12 protein-coding genes are annotated in these 11,804 nt (G+C 49.5%); 1 reads left to right on the forward strand and 11 read right to left on the reverse strand.

Going from position 1 to position 11,804, the window contains the following annotated elements; translation table 11 throughout:
* Window positions 1–473: 473 nt before the first annotated feature.
* Complete coding sequence (locus tag OHJ21_RS30765; RefSeq protein ID WP_100541524.1) at window positions 474–1,352, reverse strand: nucleotidyltransferase-like protein; 879 nt, start codon at window positions 1,350–1,352, stop codon at window positions 474–476.
* Between the two features lie 187 nt (window positions 1,353–1,539).
* Between OHJ21_RS30765 and OHJ21_RS30770 the strand changes: the two genes are divergently transcribed.
* A complete protein-coding gene (locus OHJ21_RS30770) occupies window positions 1,540–1,905 on the forward strand; it encodes a YgzB family protein (RefSeq protein WP_076325456.1) in 366 nt (121 codons plus the stop codon).
* Between the two features lie 126 nt (window positions 1,906–2,031).
* Here OHJ21_RS30770 and OHJ21_RS30775 read toward each other — a convergent pair whose 3' ends face one another.
* The 10 genes from OHJ21_RS30775 to OHJ21_RS30820 form a co-directional block, all read right to left on the reverse strand.
* A complete protein-coding gene (locus tag OHJ21_RS30775; protein ID WP_486022139.1) occupies window positions 2,032–3,747 on the reverse strand; it encodes a glycosyl hydrolase family 18 protein in 1,716 nt (571 codons plus the stop codon).
* A gap of 116 nt (window positions 3,748–3,863) precedes the next feature.
* The gene (perR, locus tag OHJ21_RS30780) at window positions 3,864–4,283 is read right to left on the reverse strand and encodes a peroxide-responsive transcriptional repressor PerR (protein ID WP_071219580.1); all 420 of its coding nucleotides are present in this window, start codon (window positions 4,281–4,283) and stop codon (window positions 3,864–3,866) included.
* 86 nt (window positions 4,284–4,369) lie between these two features.
* On the reverse strand, window positions 4,370–5,689 hold the full coding sequence (locus OHJ21_RS30785; RefSeq protein ID WP_326116226.1) for a DUF4097 family beta strand repeat-containing protein: 1,320 nt from the start codon (window positions 5,687–5,689) through the stop codon (window positions 4,370–4,372).
* 57 nt (window positions 5,690–5,746) lie between these two features.
* Window positions 5,747–6,358, reverse strand: coding sequence for a hypothetical protein (locus OHJ21_RS30790; RefSeq protein ID WP_326118170.1), 612 nt, complete (start codon window positions 6,356–6,358; stop codon window positions 5,747–5,749).
* A 195-nt stretch (window positions 6,359–6,553) separates the two neighbouring features.
* Complete coding sequence (locus tag OHJ21_RS30795; RefSeq protein ID WP_326118171.1) at window positions 6,554–7,267, reverse strand: MgtC/SapB family protein; 714 nt, start codon at window positions 7,265–7,267, stop codon at window positions 6,554–6,556.
* A 50-nt stretch (window positions 7,268–7,317) separates the two neighbouring features.
* Window positions 7,318–7,776 (reverse strand): GNAT family N-acetyltransferase, encoded by a 459-nt coding sequence (locus OHJ21_RS30800; protein ID WP_100541519.1) that lies wholly within the window; start codon window positions 7,774–7,776, stop codon window positions 7,318–7,320.
* 216 nt (window positions 7,777–7,992) lie between these two features.
* On the reverse strand, window positions 7,993–9,432 hold the full coding sequence (gatB, locus tag OHJ21_RS30805; RefSeq protein WP_100541518.1) for an Asp-tRNA(Asn)/Glu-tRNA(Gln) amidotransferase subunit GatB: 1,440 nt from the start codon (window positions 9,430–9,432) through the stop codon (window positions 7,993–7,995).
* A 30-nt stretch (window positions 9,433–9,462) separates the two neighbouring features.
* Entirely contained in the window at window positions 9,463–10,920 is a 1,458-nt protein-coding gene (gene gatA, locus OHJ21_RS30810; protein ID WP_100541517.1) for an Asp-tRNA(Asn)/Glu-tRNA(Gln) amidotransferase subunit GatA, read from the reverse strand.
* Window positions 10,921–10,940: 20 nt separating this feature from the next.
* A complete protein-coding gene (gene gatC, locus OHJ21_RS30815) occupies window positions 10,941–11,228 on the reverse strand; it encodes an Asp-tRNA(Asn)/Glu-tRNA(Gln) amidotransferase subunit GatC (RefSeq protein WP_071219587.1) in 288 nt (95 codons plus the stop codon).
* Between the two features lie 173 nt (window positions 11,229–11,401).
* Entirely contained in the window at window positions 11,402–11,782 is a 381-nt protein-coding gene (locus OHJ21_RS30820; protein WP_071219588.1) for an ATPase, read from the reverse strand.
* Window positions 11,783–11,804: the final 22 nt, after the last annotated feature.

Consider the following 11,804-nt stretch of genomic DNA (forward strand, 5'->3'; position numbering starts at 1 on the left):
AATAAAGTTTGACTTGCTCATTTCTTAACTGACGAGAATTTGTTCAATTCTCTATTTCAACGTCCCACCAAAGTGGTTCGTTTTACTCACTCGTTGTTCAGTTTTCAAAGATCAACTTCGTTGTCTTTCGCCGAAAACTCATTTTCAGCGGCGACCTTTATAATATATCATGGCGCCCATCGTTTCGTCAAGAACTTTTTTTGAAAACTTTTTAATTCGACATTTTCTTAACCGAATTATCAAAGTCCCTTTCGAAGGGGCGAGTTATAATTTATCACAGAAACAGGTGGCTCGTCAACATGATTCGTCAAATTATTTTTACGACTTCTTGTAACAAACGTTCTGACGCATCTCAGCATGCCTTAGGACATCTTTTTATCTACCCTAACGTTAGATACTGTCTCCTAAAGGCGCTGTTTTATAACCGTATATCAAATACTTCGACACAAAAAAAGAAGGACTCGCGTCCTTCTTTAATCGGTATAGTACCGGATGGCTTCCGATCCATAGGATCGAACTCCTCTCCAAATCGGAACTTCCTTCACAAGTGATTGATAGACCAGCTTGCGCATCACGATCGGCAGCTCCTTGCCTACAGGTGCCAGCTCAGGGTGAAGAATAAGCTCCTGTATCGTCCAGGGATTCCGTCGGCTTCTTAATATGCGGAGCAACAGCGCTGATGAGCTCTCCAGCTTGGATATCATGGAGAATTCATATGCCAGCAGGGCCAGCTCCACTCGTTGCCCGAGCGTTTCCGTACTGACCGTAAGCTCTTCATATAATTTGCGGACGGGTGTATTCAATCCTGTAATCTGCTCCCAAACAGCCGACTCCGGATGAATCCCCCGTTCGATCAGCTCAAGCTGCCCCCAATAATGCAGACCTTCTAATAGAGTATGGTAAGCATCCAGAACCCGCTCTTCCTTCAAGAGCATCTTGGCATCTATATACTTTTGTAGGAAGTGGGCAAAACCAATAAACAATTTTTGCTCCCGGAACGGTTCAGCAAACCTAAGGAAATCACGGCGCAGATTGGACAGACGATCTTGATCGTCTTTTATGATATCTCCTTCTAGGAAGCATTTGATCAATACTTTGTATGTGCCGCTCAGGAGTTCCCGATGCAAATCGTCCAGCCCGATACTTACCACCTGGCAGCGTTCCCCGCCCACGATAGAATGCTGGATGGGAGGCTCGTCAGGTGTTCCGTCATACACGACAACAATATTGACCTCAAAATCATAAACAAGCAATCCTTGCTGCCTTTTGTCCGAATTACGGTATGCTATCGCCCCTACAGCTTCCTCATCAACCGTATTTCCATAATAAAAAGAAAAGTTGGTTAATTCCACGTTTCCCTCCATACATTCCTTGGCGAATTTCAGCCATTTCAGTTATAATGTAATTCTACATGTCCATGTAAGTTCCTTCTTTTAGGAGATAAGATCTTATGAAGACGATAAACGAAAATACAAGATTTCATTTCTCGGTTCACGTTATTTCATAAACAACTATTTGAATGACAGGAGTTTTCGAGCCATGATCTTTAAGAACGCAAAAATCAACGCCTTCCGCACATGGGGATTGCTGCTGACGATGCTGGGTATGGGCCTTATGGTGCTTGGCACAGCCGGAATCGTATTTTTCGGCCAAGCTGGCAAAATATTTGCCGGAATCGGATTGGTGTTTGGCCTGATTATGATGCTGGGGAGTCTCGGCATTTACTTCTGGGCAGGTATGTTATCCACGAGTGCCGTCCAAATTCAGTGTCCGGAATGCAATAAATTGACCAAGATGTTGGGAAAAACGGACCGCTGCATGTTCTGCCATACCATTCTGACACTGGATCCAGGCCAAGCCAACATCACAGCAGAAGAGCTTGAAGCCCAGCAAACCAAATCCTAAAGGGGTTTGAAGAACTAGCCTATTCAATAGGATTCGCAACTCGTAAGACGATTAAACATAAAGAACCCGGTTATCCTCGCGATAACCGGGTTCTTTATTATGATGTGAGATAAGTTCTGTTAATCCTTAATCATGTATCGTCTTTAGAACATGCCAGGTTTCCGGAATGGCAAAGCTCCGGTTCCATGAAGCAATGCCGCCAAGCTTCAGCTTTTTAGCCATATTCACACGAGATTGCAGAGAAGTATCGTCCTCCATCCATATTTTCATAATGGATTCTCCCTCCGTGAATTGAACATAGTTCTGCCCTGTACTGGCATCCAGCGAGCCTTTCACTTTCTTTTCCTTAAGGAGAGTCTGCAGCTTCTCCATCCCAATCGCTTTGGAGGACACCTTCGCCTCTCCCGCTTCGCTTGTTTCCGTCCAGACCCGTGTATATAACGGTACGCCCAACACCAGCTTGGATGACGGTACCGCGTCCTCTTCCATGATTCGCCTTACCGACTGCTCGGCCCATGGCAGCGAGGATACGGATCCCGCTTTCGGACTCGTGGCCCAGTGCTCGTCATAAGCCATTACCATCATGTAATCAATCGTCTCTCCGAGCCGTTTCCGATCGAGAAAGAGCGACCACATCTCGCTGTTCGATTTTGGCGTCACATCGATGGAAACGATAAGCCCTCTGGCTTTGGCCAGCGGCTTCATTTCCCTCACGAACTGAACGACATGATCTTTATCTTTGGTGTGGACATTTTCAAAGTCAATATTGATTCCGTCAAGTTTATATTGTTTGGCATAAGCCAGCATCTGCTTGATAATATGCGATCTTCTATCGAAAGTAGACAACGCTTCGGTTGTCATGTCCGGATCGAAGCTGTTGTCCATCAGACCCCAAACCTCCATGTTCCTGTTATGGGCCCAGCTTACATACTGCTTAACCGCTTTGGATTTGACCGTGCCTTCACCATCCACAATGCTGAACCAGGTCGGGCTGACCACATTGACACCGGGCAGTTCGCCAATGCTATCCGTGCTGGGATTTTTGTTATAAACAGCTTCCCATGCCAGATTGACCGACTTATCCTTCCATTCAAACTCTGCCCGAGAAGGAGTCTGCGCAAGCGTCGGAATTTCCTTTACGTCCCCAAGTTTAACCTGCTCTTTAGGAACATATCCCGTATATCCGTTATCCGCCTGGACGAATAACCGCCCCTCTTCTTCACGCCATACGCGAAGGCGCTCACCGGCCGGCATATCCAGTACAATTGGAGACTTCTTCTCCCCGCTCTCACGCAGAGCCACGGTTTCCTCAGGATTACCGGGTGCTGCTTCGGCAAGCTGAATCGAATCCCCTGCACGCATCAGAATGATGGCGCCTGTCGTCGTGTCCTCGTGAACGGTCACGCCATAATGCTGTTTGAGCGGCTTAATCGGAACATAGGCAATGCCGTCAATCAGCTTAGGTGCGTAGGCAATGGTAACCGCCTTGCCGTTCAGCTCGCCCTTCGTGCTGTCCATCTTCATGCGGAATACGGATTCCGAAGTCGTTACAAGGACGGATTTTGTTTCCTGCTCATAACGGATGTTGGCATCCACGCTCTCCTGAATAATCGTTATCGGCAGCAGCAGCTCTTCACCGGAGCCCTGGGCAGGCTGTTCCTGCAGTTCCCCCTGAACAAAAATCGGCTTGTCCATTCCACGCCAGTCCGGCACCGTATAGGTCTGGTTGGGAAATAATGTGGTGACAACCCACCAGACCCCAGCCGCGATCAGCAGTAACCCCAGAAAGAAAGAGCTTCCTCTCGTACGCCTCTTCTTTCCCCGATATCTTCTTCTTGCCAAACTACTCCCCCATTTCACTCTCGCTCATTACTAACCCCTTATCGTTGAATAACGCCCTTAAAAATAAAAACGTGTGGAATGGTTCATTCCGCACGTTTATCTATAACAACCGGCGTCTATTGGCAGGACTTGCAGAGCCCATACAGCTCCATTCGTAGTCCCTTTACTTCAAATCCGGTGCTCTTCTCAGCCTGTATTCCAACATCTTCAAGGGACGGATAGCTGAAATCTTCGATTTTACCGCAACTCTGACATATGACATGATGATGATCCGATACGTTGGCGTCGAAACGACTCGAGTTGTCCCCGTACGTCAGCTCACGCACCATGCCGGCTTCAATAAACATTTTTAGATTGTTGTATACTGTGGCTACGCTCATACTAGGAAAATTAGGTTCCAGAGCCCGATAAATATCATCCGCTGTCGGATGGCCCATAGATTCCACCAGATACGTTAAAATCGCATGACGTTGCGGCGTGATACGGACACCGGTCGTTTTCAGTTGTTCCAGCGCATGCTGTACGGACGTTCCCATGGTTGCCCACCGCCTTTAAGTTAACTGGTTTTTACCAAACCTATAACGTTCTTAGAATTCATTGTACGGCGTTTCTTGGAATGTTGTCAATCCGGCAGAGGCGTCCAGCCCCCGTTGTTCCGGCCTTCCTCCTGTTCCGGATAGCTTCGGAAGATGTTCAGATTACTGTTTCCCTCAATACGAATGGAATGTTCGCCTGTACCGGATTCGCCGGAGATGGTTTTCTGTTCGATCAGAAGATTGGGCAGCGTCGTCAGAATTCTTCCGTAGCTAATCGTCCCTTCAAGCTTGTAATCGCCCTCGAGTGGAACGTGAAGATTCATCTCGCCGACCGCACTATATACATTCCAATCGCCACCAATGCGGGATGAACGTATAGCCACTCCGCCATTGAGAGATTCAGCGCTTAATTGCGACTCTGCCCCGCTGATCAGAATGTTGCCGTTTCTCGTCTGAACCCGGATATGATCAGTCGTTCGCTTTACCGTCATATTCCCCACTTGCGTGGTCAAATCCGTTTCGCCCGTAATATCGACCGCCAGCATATTCCCGCGGTTGGTGGACATTTTAATATTACCGGTAACGCCGCGCGCCGTAATTTCGCCATTTAAGGTCTTACCCGTCACATTTCCGTAAATCCGATCCATCGTAATCGGCCCGTTACCACTCTCCAGCAAAATATTCTCAATCGCTTCCACGCGGTTTAAGGTAATGGCTCCGTTCATCGTCCGTATCTCAAAATTGAATCGCCGATCATCCGGAACCGCGATGTTCACGTTCATACGGGGCTGCCGTTTACCCGATTCACCATAGGCCTTCCCCTTGGATCGAATCGTGATCGTCTTGCCTTCCCCCACTTCGATCGTCGACTGCTCGGCGATCGCTTCAGCCAAACCGGGCTGCTCATGATCCACCCATACTTCCGTCTCCACCTTGATATCATCTACATCCTGCCGTGTGATGGAGATATCCCCGTTTAAGTGATCGACGATGATTTTCTCGGTTTCAAGCTCCACCGGAATCTCCAATATCGGCTTCTGAAACCGGTTATCTTCAGCTTCGCTATAATCCACTCCCGCTGCCGTCAAGTTCAGGCTCACCCGGTTCCAGAGATGGAGAAAATGCTCCTGCTGGGAAATGACGAATACGGAGGCCGTAACAGCCACTGCCAGCAGAATCCCCCTCATATCGGGCCGAAACCGAAGTTCTTTGCGTCTGCCCAAGACACGCGACAGCGTGTACCTGACTAAATATTCAACGCCGAGCAGGATAAACAACAGCGGCCACCAACGCCGGAGCATAAATATATAATCCGTGCCTCTCCACTCGTCAAGGAGCAACAACACGCCTGTACAGACAAGCAGTAAGGCGGCTGTATACCGTCCCACTCTAATTTTATGTTTCATCCGTCTCCTCCCCTCGTCTTATGACGCGGCCATGACCACCGTGCCGCTGTACGTGTACTATAGGGATTTGCCCTTGTCTCTTCGGTGCCGGAGAGCTTCCCGGATTCCCGCCCATATCCCGATAACAATCAGCATGATGGCAGAGGCTTCCGCACCATAGTCGCGGATTCCTGCCTGCAGCCAAGGCGGCTTCTGGTGAAACAAAATGAGCAGGGTCCCGGTAACAACCAACATGATGCCAAAAGCGATTCCCCGCTCACCCCGGAACGGATGGTTCCATCCTCTTCCGTCCTTGGAAGCAGCAGCGGCTGCCTCACCGCGTCTTTTTCGAGAGATGATATATTCCGCTGCCTGCAGCACGTCATACACGTTATAAAAATAACCTACCGGAATCAGAAGACCCAAAACGACAAGCAGCGGTACATTGATCTGCATACCGATGGAAGAGAAGTATAAAAGCGCCGATATATCCAGCAGCAGCAGCATCACAAATGTTATCCCCTTGCGGTACATACCGAGGTACACATGACCCAGACCCGGAATGAGAGCGGCTAATAGAAGTGCATATAATTTCCGCTTTTTTCGCTGCAGCCCCGGGTGACGCTTAACCTGAATCGAAAGCCGTTTCTTCTTGCTGACTTCGGTTTGTGGTTCGGGTGTTGGATTCATAACCTTCTCGCCTCCTTCCAAACATCCTGGGACAGGCGTTGTTTTACGATGTTTTTCTTTGATAGTACCCCAACGAGGTGCCGAAGTAACTGGCAAAAAACTGGATAGGCCGTCCGCAGAAAGCCGGCGAACCTACAAAAAAACGGCACCGCTGGTGGTTCAGCAGTTGCCGTTTGTTATGGTTCATTCCATATCCTATTCAGCCGTTACCATGGTAACATGGCCGATTCCCCGCAACTGCCGGGTGATCTCCATCGGTTCGAATTTGCGATCGGTCAAGACTTGCAGCGAGATCTCGAGCCCTAATACCGCAGGCTGCAGCTCCCCGTATGCCGCACTGCTTCGTTCGTTAACGATAAGCTTCTTGATCACGAATTCCTGTTCCTCCAAAACAACGGATATGTCATCCAAAATATTCGGCGTATTCGCTGCATGGATGGTGATCAGATGCAATTTACTGCCGCGGATGTAACGCTGCTCCAGCTTATTGAAGACAACCAGATTAAGAAGAATGAGCACCGTCGATACAATCGAGGCAAAATAAAACCCGGCCCCAACAGCCAACCCCACAGCTCCCACAACCCAGATGGACGCGGCGGTGGTTAATCCGGTAATGGATTTACCGGTAAACAGAATGGTACCGGCACCCAAGAAACCGATCCCCGTAATGACGGCCGTGGCCAAGCGCGCAGGGTCAATCCGAACGTTAATCTCGTCTACAAAATCGGAGAAACCGTAAATGGATAACAGCATAATAAGGGTTGAACCCAAGCATACCAATATATGCGTGCGCAGTCCTGCAGCATGGTTGGAGCGTTCCCGTTCAAAACCGATCAAGCCGCCAAGCAGCATAGCCAGCAGCAATCTTAATAAAATGGATACATTATCTATCACCCAAGGATTATTCAAAAGAACGATACTCCCCTCACGTCGGCTTCAATCGCTTATGCTTATATCATTCAGTGTATATGAAGATGGAACTCGGTCAATTCCACGCCCGGAGCAACCTCAAAAGCGTGATTCTTTACAAACCCGAATTTCTCATACAACGTTACCGCAGGCGTATTACGCGTCCCTGTCGAGACTACGAACATGGGCGCCTCCTTGTAGCATTCCAACACATGTCGAATTAAAGTCCCCGCGATTCCTTTGCGAAAATGACCGGGATGGACCATCATCCGTGATATGGTGACCTGCTCCTGTTCCGGCTCTACCGCAATAGCTCCGATAAGATCGCCTTCTTCATTTATATAACCAAAAAAGGTTTCCCCGCTCGCGCGGATCGTATCGAAGGTATCCTGCAGCGGAGGGATTTCCGAGAATCCGATTAATTCAGCTTCCAAAGGGTACGCCATATGCTGCAGACTCCATATCTGCTGGACGGTATCCCTATCCTCCAAAGATAAAGCTCTTATCATGTATTCATCCCCTAACCTAGTTATTATAAGAAAAACGTCTACGGCGTACTCTCCAAGAAGACAGACCGGGTTTAGTGTAGTTTTTCTTGCGATATCAGGCAGCAGCCTCTCCGAAGTTCATACTTTCTGATATCTTTTAAAAAGGAACTTGCCCCTAATACGGGACAAGCTCCCATTATCTAAATACATTTCGGGAACATGACGGATGAACGTTGATTATCCGTTCAGCACCTCAACCAGCAGTTTGTTGGCCAGCGCAGGATTGGCCTTTCCCTTGCTCTCTTTCATCACTTGACCAACCAGGAAGCCGATCGCTTTCTGTTTACCTGCCTTGTAGTCCTCCACGGATTGCGGATTGTTTGCAACCACCTGCTCGACGATGCTCTTGATCGCACCTTCATCGCTGATTTGGACGAGGCCCTTCTCCTCAACGATTTGCGCAGGCAGCTTGCCGCTCTCCAGCATCTCTTTGAAGACGGTTTTGGCGATTTTGCTGCTGATGGTTCCCTTCTCGATCAATCCGATCATTTCTCCGAGGCCTTGGCCCGTGATTTTCACTTCAGACAGTTCCAGATTGTTCGAGTTCAAATAACCCAGCAAATCCCCCATGATCCAGTTCGATACGGATTTGGCATCCTTCGTATAGTTCAGGCTGTCCTCAAAGAAGTCGGCGAGCAGCTTGGACGACGTGATAACCGCAGCGTCATAGTCCGGCAAACCATACTCTGAAGCATAGCGGGCCTTACGGGCATCCGGAAGCTCCGGAATCGTTGCACGAACCGACTCCTTCCACTCCTCACTAATATGCACCGATACGAGGTCCGGGTCCGGGAAATAACGGTAGTCGTGCGCCTGCTCCTTCCCGCGCATGGAGAAGGTTTTCGCCTGCGCTTCGTCCCAGCGGCGGGTTTCCTGTACAATCACGCCGCCCTCATCGAGAATTTCCGTCTGCCGGTACTGCTCATATTCCAAACCGCGCTGTACGCCGCGGAAAGAGTTCATATTCTTCAGCTCGGCCTTCGTGCCGAGTTCCTTCTGTCCCCAAGGACGAAGACTGATGTTAGCGTCGCAGCGAAGCGAGCCCTCTTCCATCTTCACATCCGAAACGTCGCAGTATTGCATAATCGCACGCATTTTCTCCAGATAAGCCTTGGCTTCCTCCGGCGTTGAGATCTCAGGTTCGGACACGATCTCAACAAGAGGCGTGCCTACGCGGTTAAAGTCAACCAGCGATGCATATCCGCCATCCACGTGCGTGAGTTTACCGGCATCCTCCTCCAGATGAAGCCGGGTAATCCCGATTCGCTTCGTCTTTCCGTCCACCTCAATATCGATCCAGCCGTTTTCACCGATCGGCTGATCGTACTGGGAAATCTGGTAGGCTTTCGGAGAATCCGGGTAGAAGTAGTTCTTGCGGTCAAATTTGCTGACATCGCCAATGGTGCAGTTCAGCGCCATCGCAGCCTTCATAGCATATTCCACAGCCTGGCGGTTTAATACGGGCAGCACGCCGGGATGACCAAGACAGATGGGACATGTATGTGTGTTCGGCGGGGCTCCAAACGCAGTGGAGCAGCCGCAAAATATTTTGGAATTCGTATGCAGCTCTACGTGCACTTCCAATCCGATAACCGTTTCATATTTTGATGTAGACATCGATTGTTTCCCTCCTTCTCTGCCGCCGGTTTACAGTTCAGGGCGCCGTTTGTGGTGTTCAGTATTTTGCTCGTAGGCATGCGCGACGCGCAGCACGGTCGACTCATCAAAGGCTTTGCCGATAATTTGCATGCCAACGGGTAGTCCGTCCGCAAATCCGCAAGGAACACTCACTGCCGGCACACCTGCCAGGCTGACAGGAATCGTCAGGATATCATTCAAATACATCGTCAGCGGATCGTCCACCTGAGCTCCCAGCTTGAAAGCCGTAGTCGGAGCTGTCGGTCCGATGATGACATCATATTGCTCGAATACTTTATCGAAGTCCTGCTTGATGAGCGTGCGGGCTTTCTGCGCCTTCAAATAATAGGCGTCGTAATAACCCGAGCTAAGCGCATAGGTACCCAGCATGATGCGGCGTTTCACCTCATCGCCGAAGCCTTGGCTGCGGGACTCATGATACAAGTCAATCAGGCTGCCTGCATTGTCGGAACGAACGCCATAGCGCACGCCGTCAAAGCGGGCCAGGTTCGAAGAGGCCTCCGAAGAAGCAAGCAAATAATACGTTGCTACCGCATAGTCGGTATGCGGCAGGGAAACTTCATCCCAGGTAGCGCCCAGCGCTTCGAGCACCTTCAGTGCGTTCAGGACGGTTTCCTTTACTTCAGCGTCTACGCCCTCGCCCAGGTATTCCTTAGGCACAGCAATGCGAAGACCGGTAACGTCTCCGGATAACGCGCTCAGATAGTCGGGCACGTCCACTTTTGCAGATGTCGAATCCATTGGATCATAACCGGCAATGGCTTGCAGGACGTAAGCGGAATCTTCCACATTTTTTGTCAAAGGTCCGATCTGATCCAGCGATGAGGCAAAGGCAACAAGACCGAACCGGGATACGAGGCCATAGGTTGGTTTCAGTCCCACGACACCGCAATAAGAGGCAGGCTGCCTGATGGAACCGCCTGTATCCGACCCCAGTGCAAAGTAAGCTTCGCCTGCAGCTACGGCCGCAGCCGAGCCGCCGCTGGATCCACCGGGTACCCGATCTAAATCCCATGGGTTTCGCACAGGGTAGAAGCTGGAGTTCTCATTGGAGCCCCCCATTGCAAATTCATCCATGTTCAGCTTGCCGATCGTCACCGTATCCGCTGCACGCAATTTATCGACAACCGTCGCATCATAAACCGGCGTGAAATTGGACAAAAACTGACTTGCGCATGTGGTGCGAAGCCCTTCTGTCACGATATTATCCTTGATTCCGACAGGAAGCCCGAACAACAGTCCGCGCGTCCCCTCTGAAGCCAGCTTCTCATCCAAAGCCTTGGCGGATGAACGAGCACCCTCTTCGTCCAAAGTAATAAATGCCTTCACCCGATCCTCACGTTCGGAAATACGAGTAAAGGCTTGGTCAACCAGATCGGTTACGGAAAGCTCCTTATTCTGCAGCTTATTATGTATCTCCGTTAACTTGTAATCAAACAGACTCAAGTGTGTATCCTCCCTTCAGGCTATTCCAAAACAGCAGGTACTTTAATTTGATCGTCTTCTTCATCCGGTGCGTTAAGCAGCACCTTCTCGATAGGTAAGCTCTCTCGCACCTCGTCTTCTCTCATGACATTGCTGAGATGAAGCACGTGTGTAGTCGGCTCAACACCTTCTGTATCCAATTCATTTAACTTCTCGGCATATTGTAAAATCGCGTTCAGTTGGCCGGTAAACATCTGCTCTTCTTCAGGCGTCAAATTCAAACGGGCCAGCTTCGCTACATGCTGAACATCCTTATCGGTAATGCTCATGGCTTTACATCCTCCTTCATGCCCCTATCCAGTTAAAGGGGTAAAGTCTGTCACGACAACTTTTCTCATTATATTGTAGAAGCATGCAAGATTCAATCCAAACAGCTTGAAGCTTGCCGCTTCGGAGTTACTTTTCCATTCCATCAAAAAAGAGTCGGCCTCAGCCGACTCTTCTAAATCCAAGCACGAAGATTCACTTGTTTGATGAAATCCGCCTGGGATATTGCTTCCTTGGTTTCTTCTTCCTCTTCAACACTTTCCAACTCGCCGTTCATCACTTGATGAAACAGCTTCTCATTATATGTCGACAGGGCGAAATCGATGAGCGCTTCCCGCTCGACCCGCTCAGCTTCCTGCTTCAACACGATTGATTCCAGCTCTACATCATCTGCCGGAACAAAAAAATTACGGTTGAGGCTCGGAATCCGAATGACGTAATCGAACGCATTGTCCGGATTTCGGTCATAAGCGATGATATAACCGTATTGACCGATTGGAAGATTCTGCTCAAAGGCGTCCGCAACGATTGTAATCTTTTCCCCTAAACGCAGCATCGTCTACCTCCTGAGTTGTCTA

It is taken from the genome of Virgibacillus sp. LDC1 (assembly GCF_025792345.1).
GTDB lineage: Bacteria > Bacillota > Bacilli > Paenibacillales > Paenibacillaceae > Paenibacillus_AQ > Paenibacillus_AQ lautus.

Coding starts and splice junctions, on each gene's coding strand:
- OHJ21_RS30785 (WP_326116226.1), bottom strand. CDS start 5,689: ATGAAACATAAAATTAGAGTGGGACGGTATACAGCCGCCTTACTGCTT.
- perR (WP_071219580.1), bottom strand. CDS start 4,283: ATGGGAACGTCCGTACAGCATGCGCTGGAACAACTGAAAACGACCGGT.
- OHJ21_RS30820 (WP_071219588.1), bottom strand. CDS start 11,782: ATGCTGCGTTTAGGGGAAAAGATTACAATCGTTGCGGACGCCTTTGAG.
- OHJ21_RS30800 (WP_100541519.1), bottom strand. CDS start 7,776: ATGATAAGAGCTTTATCTTTGGAGGATAGGGATACCGTCCAGCAGATA.
- OHJ21_RS30790 (WP_326118170.1), bottom strand. CDS start 6,358: ATGAATCCAACACCCGAACCACAAACCGAAGTCAGCAAGAAGAAACGG.
- OHJ21_RS30770 (WP_076325456.1), top strand. CDS start 1,540: ATGATCTTTAAGAACGCAAAAATCAACGCCTTCCGCACATGGGGATTG.
- gatC (WP_071219587.1), bottom strand. CDS start 11,228: ATGAGCATTACCGATAAGGATGTTCAGCATGTAGCGAAGCTGGCCCGT.
- gatB (WP_100541518.1), bottom strand. CDS start 9,432: ATGTCTACATCAAAATATGAAACGGTTATCGGATTGGAAGTGCACGTA.